Here is a 24162-nt window from a genome sequence, read left to right as displayed (position 1 = left end):
ATGAGCGGACACCGGCGCCGGCCGCCGCAGCGCTTCAACAGCGGCACGCGTGGCGGGGGTGACCGTGGCACGGGCCGCCGGGCCGCACGTCGTGACCAGGCCCCACGAGAGGAACTGCCGGGCCGCGCCAGGAGAAGGGCGCCGCAGCAGAAACGTTGGATCGACTACCCGCGCCGGGGCAGGACGGGCCCGCGCCGCTGGCTGCCGTCGGTGCTCCAGGTGCTGTCGCTCTTCCTGCTCGTCCTCGGCGGCACGGCAGCGGTCGTCGGCTACGCCTACGCCACGGTCACCATCCCCGACCCCAATCCCAGGACACTGCTGCAGAACAACGTCTACTACTGGTCGGACGGGACCGTCCTGGCGACCGACGGCAGCGTGAACCGGCAGAACGTCACCCTCACGCAGGTGCCCGCCGATGTGCAGTGGGACTTCATCGCGGCGGAGAACTCGTCCTTCTACACCGACCCGGGCATCGACCCGCAGGGCATCGCCCGCGCCGTCGTCCACATGGCCGAGGGCGACTCCGTCCAGTCCGGATCGACGATCACCCAGCAGTTCGTCAAGAACACGTACCTGGACCAGTCGCAGACGGTCTCGCGCAAGTTCAAGGAACTGCTGATCTCGTCCAAGATCGGCGCCAGCATGTCGAAGCAGCAGATCCTCCAGGGATACCTGAACACCTGCTTCTTCGGCCGTCAGGCCAATGGCGTCCAGGCCGCCGCCCGCATGTACTACAACCTCCCGGTGGAGAAGCTCGACGTGAGCCAGGGAGCCTTTCTCGCCGCGGCGGTCAACGAGCCGAGCCTCTTCCAGTACGCGGACTCCGACCCCACGGCCAGGGCGAAGGCCGAGGCCCGCTGGTCCTGGGTGCTCGACCGGATGGTGCAGACCGGCAGACTGACGTCGCAGCAGCGGGCCCGGTACGCCGCCGCGGGCTTCCCGACGCCCAGGAAGTGGGCCCCCGGTTCGGGATTCACCGGCCAGACCGGCTACCTGGTCCAACTGGCCCGCTCGTACGTCCAGGCGCACGACCCGACCGTCACCGACAACAGCCTGAGCCGGGGTGGGTACCAGATTCACACCACTTTCGACCGGAAGAAGACGGCGGAGCTGTCCAAGGCCGTCGCGAACGTGCGCAAGGAGCGGCTCGACCCCGCCCACCGGTCGGTCGACCGGGACGTGCAGGTCGGAGCCGCCTCGGTGGACCCCGGGACCGGCAGGATCCTGGCCGTCTACGGCGGCCCCGGCTACGACCGGGCCCACTACTCGGACAACGCCGACACCTCCGGCGTCCCGGTGGGATCGACGTTCAAACCGGTCGTCCTCGCCGCCGCGCTCCAGCACGGAGCCGTCATGCAACCCGGCAAACCTGCCCAGTCGGTCACCCCGGCCAGCAAGTTCAACGGTGACGACGGCATCAGGATCAAGGACCAGCAGGGCACCTACGTCACCGACGACAAGGACCCCACCGGCTTCCTCCACCAGCACAACGACACCACGCACCGCTGGGGCTACATCTCGCTGCGCACGGCCATGGAGCAGTCGGTCAACACGCCGTACGTGCAACTGGGAGAGGACGTCGGCTACGACAACGTCGCGAAGACGGCCCAAGCCCTCGGCATGCGCTCCGGCAGCCTCGCCGCCCCCAGCGCCGGCTTCTACATCGGCACCTCGACACCGAGCGCCATCCGGATGGCAGGCGCCTACGCGACCTTCGCCGCCTCCGGTACGCAGACCACCCCGTACTCGGTGACCAAGGTGACCCACAACGGCACGGCGCTGCACGGCTTCACCGCCCCCGCCCCGGTACGGGCCCTGCCGTCGGCCGTCGCCGACCATGTGACCGACGTGCTCCGCGGCGTCATAGCCCGGGGCACCGGAACCAAGGCCCAGGCACTCGGCAGGACGGCCGCGGGCAAGACGGGAACCACCGACGACTACCGGTCGGCCTGGTTCGTCGGCTACACCCCCCAACTCGCCACCTCCGTGGTCCTCTTCCGAGAGGACCCGAAACATCCCCAGCTGCAGTCCCTGATCGGTGTCGGCGGCCTCCAGAAGGTGTTCGGCGGCGACATCCCCACCGAGATCTGGACCCAGTACATGCGCGGCGCCCTCACCGGCCTCCCCGACACCCCCTTCCCCAAGCCCACGCCCCTGGGGCACGGCGCCGACGAGCCGGGTGCTCCGTCTCCCACTCCCTCCGCACACCCGGACAAGCGGGGTGGCAAGGACGGCAGGAAGACGTCCCCCACCGCCGACCCCGGGCCGAGCGCCCCGGCACCCCGTCCCAAATGCCATGGCCACAGGTGCCGTTGAGCCTTGCCCGGCGGGATTTTGCAAAAGTCTGATGGAGGGTCAATTCCACCTCGGGTCTTGCCGGTTGCTGTGCAAGCCTCTAGGTTAAGCGCGCTCTTAAGTCTACTTAACTGCGTACTTAAGCGAGGTCTCCGTGCAGCACCGCGCAAGACCACGTACGTGCAGGACCGTTGCTGTCGCGGCAGCCTTGGCCGCCGCGGTGGCGTTGGCCGTCGGAGCGAACCCGGGGCAGGCCGAGGCGGCAGGCGCCGCCCCCGTCCCCACCCAGCGCGTCGAGTACTTCCCCGGCCCCGGAGCGGAACCCCGCCAGGTGACCGTCCCGGCGGACACCCCCGCCCGGACGGCCCGCCGCACGCCGGCCCCGGTGGGAGCCACCGCGACGGCGAGGGCACTTCAGCGGACCGGGCCTGTGGCCGGGCGGCTCGATCTGGTGGTGATGGGCGACGGCTACACCGCGGACGAACAGGGCGAGTTCGCCTCGGACGCCGAGGAGAAGCTGGACGAGATCTTCGACGTCGAGCCGTACCGGAGCTACCGCGGCCTGTTCAACATCTGGTTGGTCGGCGCCGTCTCCCACGACTCCGGCGTCTCCGGCGACCCGACGGCCGATGTCGCCAAGGACACCGCGCTGGGCGCCCACTTCTTCTGCGACGGCCTCGAACGCCTGCTGTGCGTCGACACGGACAAGGTCGCGGACTACGCCGCTCTGGCCCCGGACGCCGACATCGTCTTCGTCATCGCCAACTCCGCCAAGTACGGCGGCGCGGGCTACTCCGCCGGTGACCTGCCGGCCGGCTCGCCCTTCCACGGCGTGGCGACGATGTCCTCCGAGAACGACAGGTCGTACCTCATCGGCGCCCATGAACTGGGCCACTCCATAGGCCACTTGGCCGACGAGTACCAGTACGCGGGCTACGGCGCCTACCCGTACACCGACGAACCGGCCGAGGCCAACCTCACACTCCACCGCGACCCGGACGGGTCGAAGTGGTACCGCTGGCTCGGGGCCGACGACCCGACGGGCTCGGTCGTGGGCACGTACGAGGGCGGGGGGTACTACGAGACGGGCATCTACCGGCCGACCGAGACGTCCATCATGCGCTCCCTGGCCTCGACCGAGTTCAACGTCGTAGGCCGCGAGGCGATGATCGCCGGCTTCTACGCCGACGCGGACGCGCTGACCTCCTCCGTCCCCACGTCCCGGCCGCTCGGGCAGGGACGGCGGATCACCGTGCGCCTCGCCCGGCTGACCGGCCTCGCCGACCTCGAACTGACCTGGTCCGTCGACGGCAGACAGATCCCGTCGGCCACCGGCGACCTGTCGGTGACGCCGCACGAACTGGGCGTCCACGGCCGCGGCCACGAGGTCACGGCGACCGTGACCGACCGCACGACGGCCGTACGGGACCCCGCGGTCCGGGCACGGACGACCGACTCGCTGACATGGACGGTGCGGTGACGCGGTAGCCGCGGCGGCTCACTCGGTACCGGCGGGCCGGCGGGCGTCGTCGTCCGGGAAGAGGGCCGCGGCCACGTGCCGGGTGTCGGCGTACTCCACGACGGAGGCGATCCTGCCGTCGCGGACGGTGTAGATGCCGATGCAGCGGTTGTCGTAGGTGCCGCCGTACACGGTGGTGGCCCTGGAGGTCCATTCGGCCACCACGCGGTCGCCCTCGGCGATGGTGCTGACCAGTTCGATCTCCACGGTGCCGGGGACGAAGACCGTTCCCATGGCGCCGAGGAACTCCTCGACGATCTCGTCGCGTCCTCGCCACACCTTGGAGACGGGCAGATCGCCCGGGTAGTGCCAGGTCGCGTCCTCGCGGAAGCTGTCGTGGATGACATCGGCGTCGCCGTCGCGGACGGCCTCGACATAGCGGATGACGACGGCCCTGGGGTCGTTGGTGGTCATGGAAGTGCTCCTTCGGTGGTTCCTGCGTCCGGTCGTTCGGGCGCCGGTCAGGACAGGGTGAGGACGGCCTTGCCGCGGATGCGGCGGTCGCGCAGGTCGGTCAGGGTGGCCGCGGTGTCGGCCCAGTCCGTGACGCGGCCGATCTCGGGGTGCAGGCGGCCTTCGGCGGTCAGCCGGACCAGCGTCGCCAGGTCGTCGGCGAGGCGGGTGTCCGCGTCGAGGTAGTGGAAGTGGCGGACGACAGCCGATTCGGGACCGGCGAAGAAGTCGAAGAAGTCGAGCGTCGCCGGAGTACGGCTTGCCTGCCCGAACCAGATCAGCGTGCCGCGCCTGGCGAGTCGCGCGAGCGCGAGGGGGAGGGCCTGTCCGCCGGTCGACTCCAGCACGATGTCGTAAGGGCCCCGGGCATCGGCGACGTTGTGGACGATCTCGGTGGCGCCGAGTTCGGCGAGCCGGGCGCCGCGGTCGGCGTCCCTGGTCACGGCGGTGACCCGGGCCCCGGCGGCGGCCGCGAGTTCGGTGACGAAGTGGCCCACGCCTCCGGAGGCACCGGTCAGCAGGACACGTCGTCCCAGCACCGGTCCGGCGGCGCGCAGCAGCCGCAGCGCGGTGAGCCCGGCCAGCGGCAGCGCGGCGCCCTGGAGCGCGGAGACGCCGTCCGGCAGCTCGGCGAGCGCGTCGGTCGGCACCGCCACGTACTCCGCCCAGCCGCCCTCCCTGGGGTGCCCGACGACCCGCGTGATCCCGGGCGGTCCGCTGCCGTCGGCGGCCGGCTGCACCACCAGCCCCGCGATGTCCTTGCCGGGGCGGTCGTCCGGGCCGGGCCGCTCCAGCCTGAAGGTCTCACCCCGGTTGACCGAGAACGCCTCGACCTTCACCAATGCCTCGCCGGGGCGTGGTGCCGGCTCCGCGACGTCGGCGAGCACGACCGGCTCGGCGGGGTCTCCGGTCGGTACGAAGGCTTTCATCGTGGTCGTCCCTTCGGTGGCCCGGGGCCGTCCCCCGGTACTGTCTGCCGGGACCATCCGACCGGGTGCGGCGGCTGCTCGGCCAACAACGAAGCGGCCGGACCGACAACGCGGGGTTGTCGCATAGGGTCAGAGGCATGGACCTCGACCTCGCCCTGGTCCGCGCTTTCGTCGTGACGGCCCGGACCCTGCACTTCGGGCGGGCCGCGGAGGAGCTGAACACCAGCCAGCAGGCGCTGTCCAAGCGCATCGCGCGGCTGGAGGAGCTGCTGGCCGCGCGGCTGTTCGAGCGACAGGGCGGCATCCGGCTGAGCGAGGCGGGGGAGCGGTTCCTGCCGGCCGCGCGCGAGGCGCTGGTGGCGGGCGAGCGGGCGGTCGCTGCGGTGACGGGCGCCGGACCGGTCGTACGGATCGACACGTGGGGTCATCTGTACGCGCCGATGCGCACGGTCGCCGACGCGGTGGAGGCGCTCGGTGCGGTGCGGTGCGAGCCGGGTCCGGGACGTGACTGGCCGTCGGTCGCGCAGGCGCTGCTGCGCGGTGACACGGACCTGGGATTCGGCCGGGTGCACCCGCTGCCCGACGGCCGGGACGCGGGACTCGCCCAGCGGCTGGTGCGGCTGGAACCCGTCGACGTGGTCGTCAGCCCCTCCCACCCGCTGGCCGACGCCCCCGCCCTGCGCCCGGCCGACCTGCGCGACAGCGTCCTGTGGTCCCCGGCCGAACTGAGCCGTCTGGACTTCCTGCGCCGCTTCGCCGACGCGTTCCACATCACGCGCCGGCACGACGGTCCCAACCTGGGCCTGGACCACCTCGTGCAGCACATCCGCACGGAGCCCGAGGGCTTCACTCTCTTCCCCGCCGACGCGCCGCTGCCGGACCACATGGGCCTGCGCTGCATCCCGCTCGTCGAGCCGACGCCGCTGTACGCGTGGTCGCTGGCCTGGCGCGAGTCCTCCCCTCACCCCCTGCTCGACACCTTGCTGCGCGGCTTCACCGAAGTCGGCCGTGCCCGGCGCTGGTTGGAGCACTCACCGCGGCGTGACTGGCTCCCCGACACCGACCATTCGAAACTCGCAGGTCACAGCGTGCCGACCGGGTAGCGGATCGGCGAGTGCCGTCCGAGTCTCCTCCCAGTCGTCGAGCGACCGCACCGTCCGTACGTGGAACGGCCGGCTCAGCCTGCCTGCGACGGGGGCTGCTTCATGGCGTCGACGACGGCCCGGTTCATGATGGCGCTGGTGTAGAGCACCGTGCCGGGGGTGATCAGGTGGTCCGTTCCGCTGTTCCCGTACACCTGGACGGTGCGCTTGCCGAGGAAGACATGGGTCTTCTTGTCGAAGATCCATTCCTCGCGCTCACCGCTGGGCTTGTCGAGCCGGGCCACCGCCACCCCGTGCCGGCCCGCCGCGTCCACCGCGTCCCCGACCACGACGACACCGGGGATCTTCGCGGCGGCCTTGAACAGCGCCGAGTAGAGCTCCGCCGGGGGGTAGCTCTCGCCGAGCAGGTCCCCGATGGTGGTGAACGCCTCCTGGTCGGGGGAGTTGCCGTGGCCCTTGGTCTCCCTGTAGATCTTGGCCAGCAGTTCGTCGGGGTCGGTGGTGAGCTTGGCCAGGTAGTCGTACGACGGACCGTTCAGGTCCGCCTTCGGGGTGTTGCCCTGCTCGTCGGGAAGGCTCAGGGTTTCGCCCTCGGGACTGTCGTCGACCGCGGGGTCGATGAGCCAGCCCTTGGTGCCGTCCGGGGACATCCACACCTGGCGCCGGTGCAGCGCGTGGCTGGCGAGGCTGGACTTGTCGCCGACGGTCTTCACGAACGTTTCGGCCGCCTTGGACTCGATGTAGATGTACTGCCCCGGCTTGACGTCCGGGTGGGACGTGTCGGCCGCCGCCAGCGAGAGCTGGTCGAGCAACTGGGGCACGCCCTTGCTGGTCGCCGCGCCGATCTGCGTGGTCAGCGCCGGTCCGGTGGCGACGCCTCCGTCCTTGACCCCGCCACCGCCGGACATCGACACTCCGGCGACGACAGCTGCCGCCACGGCGGCCGCCAGGGCGGGCAGCGCGATCGCCGGACGCGGGAGCCGCGAACGCCGCGTCTTCACCGGGACCACCGTCGCCGTGCGCTCTTCCTGCTGCATGTCGTGGATCTGGGCCATCAGACGCTCCCTGTGGAACTGGTGGCGGCCCGTCGGCAGGTCACGCGCCGTCCGGGAGAAGAGCTGTGCGCTCTCGTCCCACTCGGCCGGGTTCTGCCGGGAGGTGTTCGCGTTCATCGGTTTCCTTCCTGTGCGGGCCGGATCACGTTCGTGCGATCACCTCTTGTCTGTCGGGCGGGACGGCCGACTTCCCGATTTCCGCGGACTTTCTCGGACAGCGGCCCGGCCGCGAGGCGGACCGGTTCGTCCTGGGCGTAGGCGCGCAGCTTCTTGCGGGCCCGGGAGAGCCGGGAGGCGACGGTTCCGACGGGAATCCCGAGGGCCCCCGCCGCGGCCTCGTAGTCCAGGCCCTCACCCAGGCAGAGCGTGACGACCTCACGCTCCGGCCGGCGCAGCCTGGCGAGGGCGGTGAGGGCCGTGGCGAGGCGGCGCCGGTCGTCGACCCGCTCGGCCACCTCGTCCGCGTGGTCGGGCACCGACAGCTCGGCCGCCGCGGCGGCGCTCGCGGCGGCCCGGTATCTCCGGTTGCTCCGGTACTGGTTGCGCGCCGTGTTGGTGGCGATGCCCAGCAACCAGGGCCGCAGGGAGCCGCCTTCGGGATCGACCCTGTCGCGCAGCCGCCACGCCTCCAGGAACGTCGCGGCCATCACGTCCTCGGCCACCGCCCAGTCGGCGGTCAGCCGGAAGGCATGGTTGTAGACCGCGCGGGCATAGCTGTCGAAGAGCTCCGCGAACGCGCTCGATTCCCCGGCCCGTACCCGGGTTCGCATATCAGTGCTCACCTCAATGAGCTGTCCGGCACCCTGCGCCCACTTCCCGTGACCTGCGTCACATGTGCTGGGGTCATGGTGGCGTCCCGCCGCCACGTCGGGGGTGCCGTGCTCGGCTCCCTGGCCGGCCTGACGACGGCCGCCTCCTACGACCGGCCCCTCACCCGGCCTCGTCGCGAAGGGCCTTGTCGATGTCGCTCAGTGCGCTGGTCAGCCGTGCGTAGTCGTCGGCTGCCAGCGGCCTGACGAAGTACTCCTCCACCACGCGGGCGTGCACGGCCGCGGCGCGCAGGAACGCCGCGCGTCCCTCGGTGGTCGGTTCCACCAGGGCCACCCTGCGGTCCTCGGGGGAGGGGGTGCGGCGGACCAGGCCCGCCTCCTCCATGCGGTCGATCAGGCGGGTGGTGCCGCTGCTGGTGAGGGTGAGGTCGTCGGCCAGCTGCCGCTGGGAGACCTCCTCGCCGGGCCGGCGGCAGAGCCGTATCAGCACCTCCAGCATGGTGTGGCTGATCCCGCACTCCCGCCGTAGCGCGCTGTCGATGCGCTGTTCCAGGCGGGTGGCGGACTTGATCAGCAGGCCGAAGTCCCGGACGAGCCCGCTGTTGGCGGCGCGGGCGACGGCTTCGTCGTCGTGCTGGGGCGTGGCGTTCATCGCCCCGAGTTTACTGCTGACTCATCTACTGCTGCCTCAGTCACTGCTGTCTCAATTGCTGAGTAGTCAATTGCTGATCAGTCAATGAAATCCTAGAGTGGGCGCACCCACGAGCGAGAGGGAGATCAGTGGATCTGCAGCACTGGCTCGGACGAGCCACCCACGCGATACAGGACTGGGCCGATGGCTTCGGCCCGTACCGGCCCCACCCGTCCCTCCAGGTGGACGACGACCGCTTCGGCACGGTCTTCGAGGAGTTCACGGGCCGGCTGAAGGACAACTACCCCTTCTTCCACCCGCACTACGCGGGCCAGATGCTCAAGCCCCCGCACCCCGCCGCGGTGGTCGGCCACCTCACCGCCATGCTGATCAACCCGAACAACCACGCCCTGGACGGCGGCCCGGCCACCGCCGCGATGGAACGCGAGGCCGTCGCCCGGCTCGCCGCGATGTTCGGCTACGACACCCTCCCCCACAGCCCTTCGGGCGCGGGCGGTGCCCCCATTCGCTCCGACTACGCTCCGCTCGGCCACCTCACCACCAGCGGCACGATCGCCAACCTCGAAGCCCTCTTCGTCGCCCGCGAACTCCACCCCGGCCGGGGCGTCGCCCACAGCGCCGACGCCCACTACACCCACGGCCGGATGTGCCACGTCCTGGACATGACGAGCCACCCCGTCCGCACCGACGGCCAGGGGCGGATGGACCTCGACGCGCTGGAGGACGTACTGAGCACCGGGGACGTGGGCACCGTCGTCCTCACCACCGGCACCACGGGACTGGGCGCCGTCGACCCCGTCCACGAGGTCCTGCCGCTCGCCGAGCGCCACGGCGTCCGCGTCCACGTCGACGCCGCGTACGGCGGCTTCTTCACGCTGCTCGCCGGCGCGGACGGCCCGGAGGGGCTGCCCCCCGAGCCCTGGCGGGCCCTGGCCCGGGCCGACTCGATCGTCGTCGACCCGCACAAGCACGGACTCCAGCCCTACGGCTGCGGGGCCGTCCTCTTCCGCGACCCCGAGGTGGGCCGCTTCTACCTGCACGACTCGCCCTACACCTACTTCACGTCGACCGAGCTGCACCTCGGCGAGATCAGCCTGGAGTGCTCCCGCGCCGGCGCCGCCGCGGCCGCCCTGTGGCTCACCTTCCAGCTCCTCCCGCCCACCCCCGACGGCCTCGGCCGGGTCCTGGCGGCCGGCCGGCGAGCCGCCCTGCAGTGGGCGGACCTGATCGAGGCGTCCGACCTCCTGGAGCTCTATCAGCAACCCCAGCTGGACATCGTCACGTACTTCCCCGCCGTCGACCCGGCGAGCCTCGCCGGCATCGACGCGGCGTCCGCCCGCATCCTGGCGGACGGCATGGAGAGCCCCGACCCCGTCTTCCTGAGCACCCTCAAGGCCGGCCGCGAGGCGTTCGCCGCCCGCCATCCCAAGATCACCGCAGATGCCGACGGCGCGCGGATCCTCCGCAGCGTCCTCATGAAGCCGGAGTCCGAACACCACGTGGAGCACCTGCACAGCCGCGTCGAGCGACTGGCCCAGGCCGGCTGACCCGATGACATCCGCCGCGTCGCGACCGAGCGCCGGCCGTCGCACAGGACTCACTCGGGCGGCAGCACACCGTGCTGTTGACCGAAGCCGCCGACATGGAGGTCTGCCCCGTGCCGATGCGTCCGGTGGGTGCTCGATGCGTGGCACAGCGCGATGAGCGCGGCGTCGTCGTCGAGGCAGCCGCCGACGTGGTCGAGCAGATCACGGCGGATGTGGTGCAGCAGCTCCTCGGGGCTGCTGCCGGCCCACTGGGCGGCCCGGTCCGCCAGCGGGTAGAAGGCGCGGCCGGCGTCCCGGGCCTCGATGACCCCGTCGGTGTAGAGCAGGAGGGTGTCCCCGGGCTCGAAGGCGAACACGTCGACGGTGTACTCCTTGGCCGTCGGCCCGTGGATCCCCAGTGGGGGTGCGGGGTGCACGGGGACCGTGACGGCACTGCCGGGGCCGAGCAACAGGGGCGGAGGGTGGCCGCAGCTCAGTATCCGGGTGACGTGACCCTCGTCGGGGATCTCCACCAGCATCACCGTGGCGAACCGCTCGCCCAGGTGTTCCTCGGGCCCGAGGTCGGGCAGGTTGCGGGCCACGCTGCGTTCCAGGGAGTCGGCCAGATCGGGCAGGGAGGTGTGGTGGTGGGCGGCTTCGCGGAACGCCCCGATGAGGAGCGCGGCCTCGCCGATGGCGGACAGCCCCTTCCCCCGAACGTCACCGATCATGACCCGCACGCCGTTGTCGGTCGGCGTCGCGGCGTACAGGTCACCGCCGATCTGGGCCTCGGCCTCGGCCGCCATGTACAGACAGGCGATCTTCATCGAGCCGATCTGCTCCGGCAGCGGCCACAGCAGAACGTGCTGCGCCGCCTCGGCGACCATGCGCACCTGGGCCAGCTGACGGACGCGGCGGTCGCGCACCACGCAGAAGAACACGGTCATGGCCGACAGCACGGCCAGGGCGAGGATCTGCACCAGCACGTTCCGGCTGAACAGCACACCGAAGTGCCAGCCGATGTACGCCTGCGCTCCCACGGCCAGGAAACCGACCAACCCGGTCAGCCAGGCGTCGGCGAACGAGGCGGTGATCGCGGGAGCGATGACCAGCAGCGGACCGAGATGGATGTCGGCCGGGACCAGCTGGTCCACCACCGTGATCACCACGATGAGCACGATCGGAATCACCAGCAGCGCATGGCTCGACTGCCATGGCTGCCGCACACCGGCCGCGTATCGCCGGACGTCCACATCTTCCACAGTGCACCATCGAGCTGGTGCGGACACTCCGGGCCGAACCTAGACTGGCGACGGCGTAGAAAGTCCCGGACGAGGGAGATATGAGCCATGGCCAAGCGAGGGAACAAGAAGCGCGCTCGCAAGAAGAAGAAGGCCAATCACGGCAAGCGTCCCAACGCCTGAGCCAGACGACACCCCCGGGTCCATGACCCGGGGGTGTCCGGCTTCACGTACGACGTACCGCCGGATCTTCGACGTGAGCGTCCTCGGCACCCCGGGCATCTCCGCCGAAGCCGGCCCCGCCCTGCGCGCCGCGGGCGGTCCGACGGTCCGCTGAGTACCTGCCGTGCGATCCGCCGTACATCCGCGTGCCACGTCGTACGAGGAGGTACGTCCATGACCGTCCAGCACACGCCGCCCGCGGACCTGCGCCTGACCGCCGAGATCTACGCGGCCGTCCAGGCCAGGGACCCGGCACAGTCCGAGTTCCACCAGGCGGCCCGCGAGGTGCTGGAGTCCCTGGAGCCGGTCCTGGCCCGCCACCCCCGGTACATCCGCCACCGGATCCTGGAACGCATGTGCGAGCCGGAACGGCAGCTGGTCTTCCGTGTCCCCTGGGTGGACGACGCCGGCCGGGTCCAGGTCAACCGAGGCTTCCGAGTGGAGTTCAACAGCGCCCTCGGCCCCTACAAGGGCGGCCTGCGCTTCCACCCCTCCGTGAACCTCGGCATCGTGAAGTTCCTCGGCTTCGAGCAGATCTTCAAGAACGCCCTGACCGGCCTGCCCATCGGCGGCGGCAAGGGCGGCGCCGACTTCGACCCCAAGGGCCGCTCGGACGCCGAGATCATGCGGTTCTGCCAGTCCTTCATGACCGAACTCCACCGCCACCTCGGCGAGCACACCGACGTCCCGGCCGGCGACATCGGCGTCGGCACCCGCGAGATCGGCTACCTCTTCGGCCAGTACAAGCGCATCACCAACCGCTACGAGTCCGGTGTGCTCACCGGCAAGGGCCTGAACTGGGGCGGCTCCCACGTCCGGACCGAGGCTACGGGATACGGCACCGTCTACTTCGTCTCCGAGATGCTCGCCGAACAAGGCCAGGACCTCGACGGCAGGCGGGTCGTCGTGTCCGGCTCCGGCAACGTCGCGGTCTACGCCGCCCAGAAGGCCCACGCACTGGGTGCCACGGTCGTCGCCATGTCCGACTCCGGCGGCTACGTGGTCGACGAGACGGGCATCGACCTCCAACTGCTCAAGGAAATCAAGGAAGTCCGCCGCGCCCGCATCAAGGAGTACGCCCAGACCATGACCCGGGCCCGCTACGTCGAGGGCGGTTCGGTCTGGGACGTCCCGTGCTCGGTCGCCCTGCCCTGCGCCACCCAGAACGAACTCGACGAGAACGCGGCGCGGACCCTGCTGGCCGGGGGAGTGGTGGCGGTGGCCGAGGGCGCCAACATGCCCACGACTCCCGGGGCCGTACGACTTCTGCAGGAGTCCGGCGTGGCCTTCGGCCCGGGCAAGGCGGTCAACGCCGGCGGCGTCGCCACCTCCGCCCTGGAGATGCGGCAGAACGCCACCCGCGACGCCTGGACCTTCGAGGACACCGACCGCCGCCTCGCGGCCATCATGGCCGGGATCCACACCACCTGCCGCACGACCGCGGAGGAGTACGGGTTCCCGGGCAACTACGTGGTCGGCGCGAACATCGCGGGCTTCGTGAAGGTGGCGGACACGATGCTCGACCTCGGCGTGGTGTGAGACGCCGGACCCCGGGGAGCGGGAGGCCCGGCCTTGGCGTCGCATCGTCACCCGGGCATGGGAGCCGGCTCCCGGGTGTGTAACTTCGCGCCATGTCTATCGCTTTCGCCGTCCTCGGCGCTCTGGCCGCCCTGCTGGCCGTGATCAACGGTGTTCAGGCCTTCCTCGGCCGTCAGCTTGTCCGGCCTTCGGTGAGCAGGCGTCCAGGCCGACAGCTTCGGGCCGAGTCCGCCGTCGCCGCCGTAGCCATGCTCGGTGCGTCCTTGGCGGCTTTCGGGGTACTGGCGGGCGGCCAGTGGCCTGCGGTCGGCGGCCTCGTGATGCTGGCCGGGTGGATCGGCCTCATAGTCGTCCGCAGGCAGTTCGCTGCCCAGGCATAGCTGTCCGAGGGCGTCCGCCGCCCCGCGGTCCATTGCCATGAATGGTGAGGAGGGGAGTGGCCCGGGTGTGGAGAGCGCCGCCGGCCTTGACGCTGAGGCTGACGGCAGCCATGGAGACCAGGTCGGGGAAGTCGACGATGCACACGAGGTCGTCCTCCCCGAAGGCGAAGTACATGGCCTCGACCGTCCCGCCGAGGCCGGTCACGACGTGGTCGACGGCGGCGCGGCGGCCACTCGCGCCCTCCTTGCGCAAGCCCTTCGTGCCCTCGGGCGTGTAGGTGGCCTGGATGAGGAACTTCGGCATAGGGGCGCTCCCTGCCCGTGACTTGTCCGGTACGCACAACGGCCTTCCCGCTGTCACGCCGGCCACGGCTGGATTCACTCGTAAGGCACACCTGGTTGCGGGGCGGGTGACAGCGCGGTGCGGGCGGCGGAGAGGACCTGCTCGGACAGCGGGGAGTCCTTGGTGGCGCGGGCCAGGAGAAGGGCGCGCAGGCGGTGCAGCCACTGGCCACCCTCGCGCTGTGGGCGGCGATCGCCGCCCTCCTGGTGAGCCTGCGCCCCCGCCTGAGCCGGCGGCGCACGCGGGCGACCACCTGACCCGACTTCGAGGTCTACGCCGAGAAGCGGCGAGAGGAGCGCTCACGCCTGACCCGCACGGTGCGCGGCGACTGCCTCGGCCGTCGGCCGGTCAGGTGGGCCCGTCCGGGCTCCGGGAGAACGCCGTGTCGCCGGCCGTCGCCACGATCGCGTCCCTGACGAGCAGCACGCGCGGTGGGTAGTCCTGCGCTTTGTCCCCGGGGTCGTCCAGCGCGGAGGTGCGCCAGACCTCCGCTCCGGTGCGGCTGTCCAGTGCCAGCAGACGGCCGAAGCGGTTGGAGAAATAGACCCGCTTGTACGCCGCCGACACCGCGGGCGCGGACAGACTCTCCACGTCCGTCACCTTCTGCCAGAGCTGTCTGCCGCTGTCCGCCGACACCGCGGTGACCGACCCGTCGGACCGGACGAAGTAGACGACGCCGTCCACCAGGGTGGCCGCGCCGGTCAGCGGACGTACCAGCGGTATCCGTCTGACCTGCCCGGTTTCCGAGGCCACCCGCAGCAGCGCGTTGTACGGCCGTTCGTACCCGGCTTCGTACACGTCCTTCGCGGTCTGGGGGGCGAGGAACAGGGGCTGCCCGCCGACGGTGCCGAGCGCTACCGCCTTCCTGGGCAGTGTGGCGGTCTCGGTCAGGCTGCCGGGACTGAGCTTCATCAGCTCGACCGGGGCCTGGCCGGGCTCGGTGCCCTTCGAGCACAGGGCGTAGGGGACGCCGCCCAGCACCGACGGAGTGCAGTACTCGTCCAGCGAGGGCGCCCGCCACAGTTCCTTGCCGGAAGGCCCGTAGGCCACGAACGACGAGTGGTCGGGAGACAGGGTCAGCAACCCGCCATCGTACAGGATCGCGTCCTCGGACTTGCTTATGTCGCGTTGCCACCGCCGGTGCCCGGTAGCGGCGTCGAGGGCCACCACGTGCCTGGTGCTGTCGTCCGGATCCTCGTACCCGTAGACCAGCCCGTCGCGAACGCCGATCGGCTGCACCCCCTGAGGGCGGGTGCCGGTCCGCCACAGGGTGCGGCCGGAGGCCGCGTCGATCCTGGCGACCGTGAAGCCCGTACCGCCACAGAACAGGGCGCTTGCCTCCGCCACGCATCCGGGGCTGTCGTAGTCGAGAGGGACACCCTTCACGTCGTGGCGCAGCTCCGTGCGCCATGGCCGCCAGCCGTCGGGCAGTGACGCGGCACGGCCGGTGGCCGTGGCGGCGGTCTCGGTGCTGGTGTCCGGATCGGACACGAGGACACCCGCCCCGACACACAGCCCCGCGACGGCCAGCGCCGCGACGAGGCCGGTGAGCAGCATCCGGACTCGGCGTCGCTCGCCGGTGGCGGTGCCGGTCGCTGCGCCCGCGGAGGTGGTGGCCGCGCTCCCAGAAGCGGGGCGGCGCCGGGGTCTCGCGGATCGCCCGGTCTTCGGGGACGCGGTGGCGTCGGATTCCGGCATCGCAAGGAGCATGCGGTGTATGTCCGCCAGTTCCGGCCGTGCGGCTGGGTCCTTGTCCAGACAGCGCTCGACAATGCCCAGGAGCGGTTCGGGCACCCCGCCGAGGTCCGGGGTCCCGAAGACCACCTGATACCCGGTTATGTACGGACTGTCGGCGTCGAACGGCCCCGTGCCGACGGCCGCGAACACCAGCAGTGACCCCAGCGAGAACACGTCCGACGCCGGGGTGACCTCTCGGGGAGAGGCCAGTTGTTCCGGCGACATGAAGGGCGGAGTGCCGATCATCCGCCCGGTCGCGGTGAGGCTCTGGTTGTCGGAAGCGCGCGATATACCGAAGTCGATGACGCGCGGCCCGTCCTCGGTCATCAGGACGTTGCTCGGCTTGAGGTCCCGGTGCACCAGGCCCGCCCGGTGGATGTCGCGCAGCGCCTCGGCGAGCCCCAGCCCCAGCGCGCGCAGGTCCCGCCAGCTCAACGGGCCGTCCTTCTCCACGACTTCGGCAAGGTTGAGCCCCGGCACGTGGAGTGTTGCCATCCACGGCCGGTCGGCGTCCGGATCGGCGTCCACGACAGGCGCGGTGAAGGCGCCGCTCACCCTGCGCGCTGCCGCGATCTCCTGCCGGAAGCGCGTCCGGAACTCCTCCTCCTGGGCATACGGCCCGTGCACGAGCTTGACCGCGACCTGCCGACCTGAGGCGGAGACTCCCAGGTAGACGACTCCCATGCCGCCCGCCCCGAGCCGACCGAGAAGGGTGTACGCGCCTATGGACTCGGGGTCCCCAGTGCTCAGGGGCGTCATCGCCGATCGTCCTTCCCAACGCCTGCCTGCCTCACGAGATCAGACTAGGGCCTGCCGCCCCTGGCGAGGGCTCAACTCCTGGCCGTCCGGGCCGATGTCGAAGTCAGCTGCCCCTACGGTCCTCCATTCCATTCATGGAAATTCTCCGTATTCCGGAAGCCGGCAAAAAGAGAATCGGCCGACTGTCGATACGAGCCGGCGGTGGACCAGGTTGCATGGCCGCAGCAGATTTTTTCGAGTCTGCCCTTTAGGGCAACTTCGACGACGGAAAGGGCATTGACCTTGATCGTTCATGAGGTTCCGTCGGCTTGCACCGAACCGCCCCCGGGCATTGCACGTCTTCAGGTGTGTAGGCGCGCACTGACCTCGCGCGCAGTTTCGCATTCGAGGGGAACCCGAAACTCATGAAGAGCAAGCTGACCGCCGTGGCCTTTGCAACGATCGTCCTCGCCGGCACTGCCGCTGCCGCCGTCCCGGCCTCGGCCGCCCCCGTCAAGGCCACGCCGACCCGCTGCCACACCGCCGACCTGAAGGCCGGCTTCGCCATGGGGGATGACGCGAAGCCGGAGATGGGGCAGACCGAGAAGCAGACCCAGGCGTACATCTGGTTCACCAACCAGAGCAAGCGCACCTGCACCCTGTCCGGCTTCGCCGGTGTCGACATGATCGGCGCTCAGAAGACCGACGGCACCTGGTCGCTGGCGCGCTCCTCCAAGAAGCCCGAAAAGGTGACCCTGAAGCAGGGGGAAACGGTGGACTTCAGCATCGCCCTGCTCCCGGTGGCCAAGTCCACGCCTCAGAAGGACAAGTTCGTTCCGGCGAAGTTCCTGGTCACCCCGCCGAACGAGACGAAGCACTTCACCCTGAAGTGGCCGTTCGGCGGCCAGATCCTCAAGCAGGACGGCGCCACCCACCCGGGTACCTACCTCAACCCGGTCGGGCTGTAACCGACGGACGTGCGCCGTGCCGATGTTGAAGCCCCAGGTCGCCGACCTGGGGCTTCAAGAAGAGCAGGTGACGAGAATCGAACTCGCGCTCTCAGCTTGGGAAGCCAAGGGCATCCAGGGCTGGCTCCAGGCCTCACCTGCGGCGGAGGGACGTAGACGCCGGTGGACTGTGGATGGGTTCCCCGATGCCGATGTGATATCCGAACGCCGTACGGGTGGAGCGTTCTGTCCCGTGGGAGTACACGGCCCTGGGGATGACCTTCCACCTGGGTCGTGCCTCTGGCTCCGTCTGCACGCTGTCGCGAACCAGGTAGGCCGACAACGGATACCGCCGGGCCATGATCTCGCGACGGGCCGGTCAGGGTACGGAAGCCGGCCACGGGGTGATGTCGCGGCTCACTGTGGTGGTGGCGTCGAGCAGAGCACGCCACGTGGTGGTGACGAGGTAGTCCCCGTCTGGAGGGATGCTGCTCGACGCGGGCCAGGGCTGCTGGGCCGTCTCCACCTCTGCGCGTGATGGCCCTTTCACAGGGTTCAAGGGGGAACTACGTCTGACGAATACCGGTACGTCGAAAGCGTCGGGCGCAGACATCGTGATGTCGCTCGCCCCAGGTGGAGGAAGCATCCGCTCACCTTGCCGGCGGCCAGGGATACTGATCCCAACAACCGCCTTCTTGCTTATTGCCCTGCAAGAAGCGGCACCCAGGAGCCTCAGGGAGGCGCCCGACCTCGATTTGGGGCACGCGGAGGGCACCCCGCAATTGGACTGGACAAAAAACAAACCCCAGGCCACTGACCTGGGGTTTCTATCTGGAGCGGGTGACGAGAATCGAACTCGCGCTCTCAGCTTGGGAAGCTGATGTTCTACCATTAAACTACACCCGCGTAATACGGACAGTTCGGCTCCGTGGAGTCGATGTCCGAACGCTCGCTCACTGTACCTCATCGCAGACCCCCGGTGCCCGGACCGCGGGGTCCGTGTGCGTCGGGGGTGTGTTCCAGGTGGGTCGCAGGGGTGGGATCCCGGTGCGGGGCAGGCGAGTTGGGGCGTACCGTGGAGGGGTGGGGGAGGGTCCGGGTGAGGCCGGAGTGCCGCCTGGAGAGTCGTCTCTTTGATCCCGTAATGTGGCTTTTGTCGTCAGGGCAGTAAGCCGGACGCGGCTCTTGGGGAAGGGACTTGAGGGACTTGATGGAACGCACCGTCGTTCGCTGTGCGGACGGGCACGTGTTCAGCACCACTTCGTTCCCGATGCAGCAGGCCGAGCGGCTCGGCCCCGGCCGGTTGGTGAGGTGTCCGCAGTGTGCCCGGCTCCGCAGCGCGGTGCCGGTCGCCCTGCAGAAGCGGTAACGGGCTGGGCGTTGCAAGATCGAAAGGCGCGCGGAGCCGTCACGATTGTCACGGCTCCGCGCGCCTTGCGTATCCTCGGGACGTGCTTCTCTCAGACAAGGACATCCGGGCCGAGATCGACGCCGGGCGGGTGCGCATCGACCCCTACGACGAATCCATGGTGCAGCCGTCGAGCATCGACGTGCGTCTCGACCGTTTTTTCCGGGTGTTCGAGAATCACCGGTACCCACACATCGACCCGGCCATCGAACAGGCCGACCTGACGCGACTGGTCGAGCCCGAGGGCGACGAGCCGTTCATCCTGCACCCCGGTGAGTTCGTGCTGGCCAGCACGTACGAGGTCATCACGCTGCCGGACGATCTCGCCTCGCGGCTCGAGGGCAAGAGCTCGCTCGGGCGGCTGGGGCTCGTCACGCACTCCACCGCCGGGTTCATCGACCCGGGGTTCAGCGGTCACGTCACCCTGGAGCTGTCCAACCTCGCCACCCTGCCGATCAAGCTCTGGCCCGGGATGAAGATCGGCCAGCTGTGCATGTTCCGGCTCAGCTCGCCCGCCGAGTTCCCGTACGGCAGTGAGCGCTACGGCTCCCGGTACCAGGGGCAGCGCGGGCCGACCGCCTCGCGGTCCTTCCAGAACTTCCATCGGACCCAGGTGTGAGGGCGACGGCGACATGAGTGACGTACGCGAGAACCTGACCTACGAGCGGTTCGGTGTCGCCATCCGTGAGCTGGCGCAGACCATCGCCGACGACGGGTACGAGCCCGACATCGTGCTCAGCATCGCGCGCGGGGGTGTCTTCGTCGCCGGCGGGCTCGCCTACGCCCTCGACTGCAAGAACATCCATCTCGTGAACGTCGAGTTCTACACGGGCGTCGGGACGACGCTGGAGATGCCCGTCATGCTGGCGCCCGTCCCCAACGTCATCGACTTCTCCGACAAGAAGGTGCTCATCACCGACGACGTCGCGGACACCGGCAAGACGCTCAAGCTCGTGCGCGACTTCTGCCTCGACACCGTCGCCGAGGTGCGCTCCGCCGTGATCTATGAGAAGTCCCACTCCCTCGTGCAGTGCGAGTACGTCTGGAAGCGCACCGACGAGTGGATCAACTTCCCGTGGAGTGTCGAGCAGCCCGTGGTGAAGCGGGCCGGGCAGGTCCTCGACGCCTAGACGGCGACAGCAAGAGCGAGAGAAGGGCCCCCGGCGCTGTGCCGGGGGCCCTTCTCTCGCTCAGTGCTTCTAGAACGTGCCCAGCTTCACTATCGACAGCAGGGCGATCAGCTGGATCGCCGACGCGCCCAGCGCCTTCGGCCAGGGCAGGTCGTGGGAGCGGGAGACCATCAGGGTCAGCAGCGCGCCCGCGCCGACCCAGGTGGCCCAGCCGAGCAGCTGGACGAAGCCCGCGTCGCCGCCGAAGAACATGGCGAAGACCAGGCGGGGCGCGTCCGTGAGCGACATGATCAGCATGGACAGGCCGACCGTGGGCTGCCAGGCGCCGTCGCCGCCGAGCTGGCGGGCCAGGCTGTGGGTGACCACGCCCAGGATGAAGGCGCTCAGGACCAGTGCGACGGCGGTGATCAGGACGATCGGGACCGCGTTGGACAGCGTCGCGTTGATCGCGTCCGAGCGGGCGCCGTCGAAGCCGAAGACGGCGAGCAGGCCGTAGAGGAACGTGACGATCAGGGCCGGGGCCCACATCGTGTAGTCCCGCATCCGCAGGAAGGTCTGGTCGGGGGAGAAGATGATCCCCTTCAGCAGTTCCTTCCAGTGCAGCGGCGGGCCGGTCGGTCCGGACGGGGCGGCCGAGCCGGCGTGATAGGTCGCGCCCTGCGTGTAGCCGGCGGCCTCGTCGACCGAGAAGGCCTGGGTGTGGCCCGGACTGTTCGCGGCGTACGGATCGTGGCCGCCGTGCGCCTGGCCCGGGTAGCCGCCGTCGCCGAAGTACTCCGGTCCGTCGTCGGCCGGGCCCGGGTAGCCGTACTGCCCCTGCGGCGGGTACGACGGCTGCGGCGCCGACGGGTAGCCGTACGACGGGCCCTGGGGCCGGCCTCCGGGCTGCCCGTAGCCCTGTCCCCGGCCACCTTGGCCGCGCCCCTGTCCGTGCCCGTACGACGGTCCCTGCGGAGCCTGTTGTCCCTGGGGGGTGCGGTTGTCCCGGCCCCCGCGTCCGTTCCTGAATCCAGCCACGTCATCGAACGTACCTGGTCCCGGAGAGTGACGTGCCGGGCCCGGGGGTACGGACCCGGCTTTGCGGCCGACCTGTGACATCCCCTAAGGGACCGTCAGGGGACGCGCCGGGGATTCCCCCGGTTTCACCGGCCCCTGACCGAGCCCTTCACTGGCCCATCAGGCGGCCCAGCTGCGGGTAGCCCGTGGCCGGGACGCCGGTCGCCGCCGGGCCGAAGGACAGCGCGCCCGTGGTCCGGATGCCGGAGGCCGAGCCGCGCAGGCTCCACACCGCGCCGTCGGAGTCGTTCTCCCCGTGGGCGCCGACGGACAGGTCCGCCTTGCCGTCGCCGTTCAGGTCGGACAGCCGGACCGCCGAGCCGAAGAAGTCGTTGTCCTCGGCGGAGCCGGGGACGCCGGCCGTGTCCTGGGCGAAGGACTGGGCTCCGGTGCCGGTCAGACCCGCGGCCGAGCCGCGCAGCACGGTGACGGCGCCGGTCTGCCAGTCGGGACCGATGGCCTCGTAGATCGCGCCGACGGCCACGTCCGCGTACCCGTCGCCGTTGACGTCGCCGACGGAGAGGGAGTGGCCGAACCAGTCCTCGGGCTCGTCGGTGCCGGGGACGCCGGGGCTGTTCTGGGTGATCGTCGCCTGGGGCGTGGTGCGCAGGCCGCTCGCGCTGCCCAGGTAGGCGCGGACCGCGCCGCCGTCGTTCGCGGAGACCGAGCCGGGGGCGGTGGCCGCGACCACGTCGCCGTAGCCGTCGCCGTTGAGGTCGCCCACGGCGGCCGTGCGCCAGGCGCCGCTGTGCACGAAGGTCTGCAGGGACAGTGGCGTGGCGGGGTCCGCCGAGCCCGTGTAGACCAGCTGGCCGTCGTCGTACGTCCGCTCGTCGGTGCCGCTGATCACCAGGTCGTCGACGTGGTCCCCGTTGACGTCGGCGGCGGCCAGGCCCTGGGCGCCGTGGACGACACCGGCCTCCAGCTCGGTCCGCAGCACGAACCGGGACGCGGCGCCGGAGGCCTTGGTGAAGCCGCCCTCGAGGATCCACACGTCCTTGCCGAGGCTGCCCACGGCGAGGTCGGCGCGCCCGTCGCCGGTGAAGTCGCCGACCGCCAGGGTGAGGCCGTACTCGTCGTGTGCCGAGGACCCGGGGCCGGGGACGGTCCAGGCGCCGGAGAGGCCGTTCTTCCCGCCCCAGACGACGACCGCGGTGCCGGCGCCGTCGTTCTCGTCCGGGGTGCCGACGACGAGGTCGGCGTAGCCGTCGCGGTTGAGGTCGCCGGAGGCGAGGGCCGCGCCGAACTCGTCGTTCGTCTCGGCGGTGCCCGGGATGCCGGCGGTGTTCTGGGTGATCACCGTGTGCCGGGAGGCGCTGATCCCGGACGGGGAGCCGTAGTTCACGACCACCGCACCCGCCCGGGCCTTTCCGCCGACCGTGGCCGACGGGGCGGCCGTGACCAGGTCGCGGTAGCCGTCGCCGTTGAAGTCGTCCGAGAAGCGGGCGGGGGCGGCGGTGGCCGCCGTGACCGGCAGGGCGGTGAGCAGGCCTGTGGTCAGGGTGGCGGCCACGAGGAGGGTGCGGGTGCGCAAGGCGGGGCTCCGGGATGACGGAGGGGTGCCGGGCCCGCGGGGCGGGCCCGGCGGACGGGTTGCTCAGTCGGCGAAGTTGGCGCCGAAGTACGGCGTGCCCGTCGTGGAGACGCCCGAGGTGCTCGGGGAGACGGTGCGGGAGCCGGAGGTGATGATCTTCGTGCCGTCGGAGGGCAGGTAGGTCACCGCGCCGTTGCCGGCGTTCTCCGCGGAGCCGACGAGCAGGTCGGCCTTGCCGTCGCCGGTGACGTCGTCGAGCTTGACGTCCTGGCCGAAGAAGTCGTCGTCCTCGTCGTTGCCGGGCACGCCCGCGGTGGACTGGGCGAAGGACTGGGCGCCGGAGTCGGTGTTCAGGCCGCTCGCGGTGCCGTAGAGGACGGTGACCGCGCCGGTGTTCGCCGCACTGCCGATGTTCTCGCCCGCCACGCCGATCGCCAGGTCGAGGAAGCCGTCGCCGTTGACGTCGCCCAGGTCGAGCTCGTAGCCGAAGAAGTCGTTGCCCTCGGCCGTACCGGGAACGTTGCCCGTGTCCTGGGTGATGCCGGTGGCGCTGGGGGTGAGGGGGCCGCCGTCGGAGCCGTACGTCACCCAGACCTTGCCGCCCTTGCCGGAGTCGGGCACGGAGGTGCCGTCCTCGGTGGTGGGGTTCCAGTAGGCGCCGCTGACGATGTCGCCGTAGCCGTCGTGGTTGATGTCGCCGATCGCGGTGATCACGCCGGGCTTGAGGGTCATGGCCTCGGACATGTGGAGGCCGTTCACCCCGCCGGGGATGTAGTAGTTGCGGTTCCAGCCCTCGGCGGTGTCGGTCTCGAAGCCGTCGACCACCAGGTCCGTCTCCTGGCCGCCGTTGATGTTGCCGGCGGTCAGGTTCATCGGGCCGTTCGCGTCGGTGCCCATGATCGGGGGCTTGATCGTGTACTTGCCGCCGGGGGTGCCCGAGCTGTTGATGCCGCCCTTGAGGACGTAGAGGGTGGCGGCGGAACTGCCCACGGCCAGGTCGGCCTTGCCGTCGCCGTCGAAGTCACCGGCGGCGAGGTTCTTGCCCCAGTAGTCGTGCGCGGTGGGGGCCGGGTCGGCGACCGTGACGCCCTTGCCGGTGATGCCGGAGGCCGAGCCCCACAGGACGGCGATGGTGCCGCCGTCGGTGTCGCTGCCCACGTCCTCGCCGGGGGAGCCGACCGCGAGGTCGTCGTAGCCGTCGTTGTTGAAGTCGGCGTACGCGGTCTCCGTGCCGAAGTTGTCGCCGGTCTCGGCCGTGCCGGGACTGCCGGCGGTGTCCTGGCTGATCGTGGAGCGCTTGGCGGACGAGACGCCGGTGGCGGAGCCGTAGAGGACGACCACCTGGCCGGCCGCCTTCTTGCCGCCCACGTAGGCGCCCTGGGCGGAGAAGGCCGTGTCGCCGATCCCGTCGCCGTTGAAGTCGGCCTGCGGGACGCTGGTGGAGTCGGCGGCCGTGGCGGTCACGGCCGAGAACGTGAGCAGACCGCCCGTCAGCGCGGCGGCGGTGGCCGTCGCGAGGGCGAGTCGCAGAGGCTTGTGCATGCGTGATTCTCCTGCGGCATGCGGGAATGCCTGGCGGGGCATC

22 protein-coding genes and 2 tRNA genes are annotated in these 24162 nt (G+C 70.5%); 11 read left to right on the top strand and 13 right to left on the bottom strand.

Annotation, left to right across the window (positions count from 1 at the left end):
* Both ACIRVH_RS13930 and ACIRVH_RS13925 read left to right on the top strand, forming a co-directional pair.
* On the top strand, window positions 1-2316 hold the full coding sequence (locus ACIRVH_RS13930) for a transglycosylase domain-containing protein (RefSeq protein ID WP_403952119.1): 2316 nt from the start codon (window positions 1-3) through the stop codon (window positions 2314-2316).
* Window positions 2317-2503: 187 nt separating this feature from the next.
* Entirely contained in the window at window positions 2504-3775 is a 1272-nt protein-coding gene (locus ACIRVH_RS13925) for a M64 family metallopeptidase (RefSeq protein ID WP_403952116.1), read from the top strand.
* Window positions 3776-3793: 18 nt separating this feature from the next.
* Here ACIRVH_RS13925 and ACIRVH_RS13920 read toward each other — a convergent pair whose 3' ends face one another.
* Complete coding sequence (locus tag ACIRVH_RS13920) at window positions 3794-4228, bottom strand: nuclear transport factor 2 family protein (protein ID WP_403952113.1); 435 nt, start codon at window positions 4226-4228, stop codon at window positions 3794-3796.
* A gap of 47 nt (window positions 4229-4275) precedes the next feature.
* Window positions 4276-5196, bottom strand: coding sequence for a zinc-binding dehydrogenase (locus ACIRVH_RS13915; protein ID WP_403952111.1), 921 nt, complete (start codon window positions 5194-5196; stop codon window positions 4276-4278).
* 137 nt (window positions 5197-5333) lie between these two features.
* Here ACIRVH_RS13915 and ACIRVH_RS13910 point away from each other — a divergent pair, with 137 nt between their 5' ends.
* Window positions 5334-6299, top strand: a complete 966-nt coding sequence (locus ACIRVH_RS13910) for a LysR family transcriptional regulator (protein WP_403952108.1) — start codon at window positions 5334-5336, stop codon at window positions 6297-6299.
* 74 nt (window positions 6300-6373) lie between these two features.
* Here the strand turns inward: ACIRVH_RS13910 and ACIRVH_RS13905 are convergent, their stop codons facing one another.
* The 3 genes from ACIRVH_RS13905 to ACIRVH_RS13895 all read right to left on the bottom strand — a co-directional run bounded on the left by ACIRVH_RS13905 (window position 6374) and on the right by ACIRVH_RS13895 (window position 8776).
* Window positions 6374-7471: a CU044_5270 family protein gene (locus ACIRVH_RS13905; RefSeq protein ID WP_403952105.1), complete on the bottom strand. Its 1098-nt coding sequence runs from the start codon at window positions 7469-7471 to the stop codon at window positions 6374-6376.
* Window positions 7468-8124, bottom strand: a complete 657-nt coding sequence (locus tag ACIRVH_RS13900; RefSeq protein ID WP_403952102.1) for an RNA polymerase sigma factor — start codon at window positions 8122-8124, stop codon at window positions 7468-7470. Before ACIRVH_RS13900 ends, ACIRVH_RS13905 begins: the two co-directional genes overlap by 4 nt.
* Before the next feature lie 160 nt (window positions 8125-8284).
* Window positions 8285-8776: a MarR family winged helix-turn-helix transcriptional regulator gene (locus tag ACIRVH_RS13895; protein ID WP_403952099.1), complete on the bottom strand. Its 492-nt coding sequence runs from the start codon at window positions 8774-8776 to the stop codon at window positions 8285-8287.
* 128 nt (window positions 8777-8904) lie between these two features.
* On the opposite strand from ACIRVH_RS13895, the gene ACIRVH_RS13890 reads away from it, so the two are divergent.
* Window positions 8905-10323, top strand: a complete 1419-nt coding sequence (locus ACIRVH_RS13890; protein ID WP_403952096.1) for a pyridoxal phosphate-dependent decarboxylase family protein — start codon at window positions 8905-8907, stop codon at window positions 10321-10323.
* A 50-nt stretch (window positions 10324-10373) separates the two neighbouring features.
* Here ACIRVH_RS13890 and ACIRVH_RS13885 read toward each other — a convergent pair whose 3' ends face one another.
* Window positions 10374-11555 carry a PP2C family protein-serine/threonine phosphatase gene (locus ACIRVH_RS13885; protein WP_403952093.1) on the bottom strand — a complete coding sequence of 394 codons (1182 nt, stop codon included), beginning with the start codon at window positions 11553-11555 and terminating at the stop codon, window positions 10374-10376.
* Window positions 11556-11651: 96 nt separating this feature from the next.
* On the opposite strand from ACIRVH_RS13885, the gene ACIRVH_RS13880 reads away from it, so the two are divergent.
* The 4 genes from ACIRVH_RS13880 to ACIRVH_RS13865 all read left to right on the top strand — a co-directional run bounded on the left by ACIRVH_RS13880 (window position 11652) and on the right by ACIRVH_RS13865 (window position 13684).
* Entirely contained in the window at window positions 11652-11726 is a 75-nt protein-coding gene (locus ACIRVH_RS13880; protein WP_099895366.1) for a 50S ribosomal protein bL37, read from the top strand.
* Between the two features lie 22 nt (window positions 11727-11748).
* Window positions 11749-11880: a hypothetical protein gene (locus ACIRVH_RS13875; protein ID WP_403952091.1), complete on the top strand. Its 132-nt coding sequence runs from the start codon at window positions 11749-11751 to the stop codon at window positions 11878-11880.
* A 59-nt stretch (window positions 11881-11939) separates the two neighbouring features.
* Complete coding sequence (gdhA, locus tag ACIRVH_RS13870) at window positions 11940-13304, top strand: NADP-specific glutamate dehydrogenase (protein WP_403952089.1); 1365 nt, start codon at window positions 11940-11942, stop codon at window positions 13302-13304.
* Window positions 13305-13396: 92 nt separating this feature from the next.
* The gene (locus ACIRVH_RS13865) at window positions 13397-13684 is read left to right on the top strand and encodes a hypothetical protein (RefSeq protein WP_403952086.1); all 288 of its coding nucleotides are present in this window, start codon (window positions 13397-13399) and stop codon (window positions 13682-13684) included.
* Here the strand turns inward: ACIRVH_RS13865 and ACIRVH_RS13860 are convergent.
* Together ACIRVH_RS13860 and ACIRVH_RS13855 are read right to left on the bottom strand one after the other, a co-directional pair.
* A complete protein-coding gene (locus ACIRVH_RS13860; RefSeq protein ID WP_403952084.1) occupies window positions 13647-13988 on the bottom strand; it encodes a GYD domain-containing protein in 342 nt (113 codons plus the stop codon). The two genes, ACIRVH_RS13865 and ACIRVH_RS13860, sit on opposite strands and share 38 nt — an antisense overlap.
* Before the next feature lie 387 nt (window positions 13989-14375).
* Window positions 14376-16523 carry a PQQ-binding-like beta-propeller repeat protein gene (locus ACIRVH_RS13855; RefSeq protein WP_403952081.1) on the bottom strand — a complete coding sequence of 716 codons (2148 nt, stop codon included), beginning with the start codon at window positions 16521-16523 and terminating at the stop codon, window positions 14376-14378.
* A gap of 404 nt (window positions 16524-16927) precedes the next feature.
* Between ACIRVH_RS13855 and ACIRVH_RS13850 the strand changes: the two genes are divergently transcribed.
* On the top strand, window positions 16928-17470 hold the full coding sequence (locus tag ACIRVH_RS13850) for a DUF4232 domain-containing protein (RefSeq protein WP_403952078.1): 543 nt from the start codon (window positions 16928-16930) through the stop codon (window positions 17468-17470).
* 62 nt (window positions 17471-17532) lie between these two features.
* Here the strand turns inward: ACIRVH_RS13850 and ACIRVH_RS13845 are convergent.
* Window positions 17533-17611: transfer RNA gene (locus tag ACIRVH_RS13845), tRNA-Gly, on the bottom strand.
* Between the two features lie 670 nt (window positions 17612-18281).
* Window positions 18282-18355 (bottom strand) — tRNA-Gly (locus tag ACIRVH_RS13840).
* A 545-nt stretch (window positions 18356-18900) separates the two neighbouring features.
* Here ACIRVH_RS13840 and dcd point away from each other — a divergent pair.
* Together dcd and ACIRVH_RS13830 are read left to right on the top strand one after the other, a co-directional pair.
* Window positions 18901-19476, top strand: a complete 576-nt coding sequence (gene dcd, locus ACIRVH_RS13835; protein WP_393482989.1) for a dCTP deaminase — start codon at window positions 18901-18903, stop codon at window positions 19474-19476.
* Window positions 19477-19489: 13 nt separating this feature from the next.
* The gene (locus ACIRVH_RS13830; RefSeq protein ID WP_403952075.1) at window positions 19490-19987 is read left to right on the top strand and encodes a phosphoribosyltransferase; all 498 of its coding nucleotides are present in this window, start codon (window positions 19490-19492) and stop codon (window positions 19985-19987) included.
* A 69-nt stretch (window positions 19988-20056) separates the two neighbouring features.
* Here ACIRVH_RS13830 and ACIRVH_RS13825 read toward each other — a convergent pair whose 3' ends face one another.
* The 3 genes from ACIRVH_RS13825 to ACIRVH_RS13815 form a co-directional block, all read right to left on the bottom strand.
* Complete coding sequence (locus ACIRVH_RS13825) at window positions 20057-21085, bottom strand: YIP1 family protein (protein ID WP_403952072.1); 1029 nt, start codon at window positions 21083-21085, stop codon at window positions 20057-20059.
* A gap of 67 nt (window positions 21086-21152) precedes the next feature.
* Complete coding sequence (locus ACIRVH_RS13820; RefSeq protein WP_403952069.1) at window positions 21153-22577, bottom strand: FG-GAP-like repeat-containing protein; 1425 nt, start codon at window positions 22575-22577, stop codon at window positions 21153-21155.
* A gap of 63 nt (window positions 22578-22640) precedes the next feature.
* Window positions 22641-24119, bottom strand: a complete 1479-nt coding sequence (locus ACIRVH_RS13815) for a VCBS repeat-containing protein (RefSeq protein WP_403952066.1) — start codon at window positions 24117-24119, stop codon at window positions 22641-22643.
* Window positions 24120-24162 lie beyond the last annotated feature (43 nt).

It is taken from the genome of Streptomyces sp. NPDC101165, from assembly GCF_044768135.1.
Taxonomy (GTDB): Bacteria; Actinomycetota; Actinomycetes; order Streptomycetales; family Streptomycetaceae; genus Streptomyces.
Note: the sequence above shows the minus strand (reverse complement) of the source record. Positions and strands in the feature narration are given on the sequence as shown.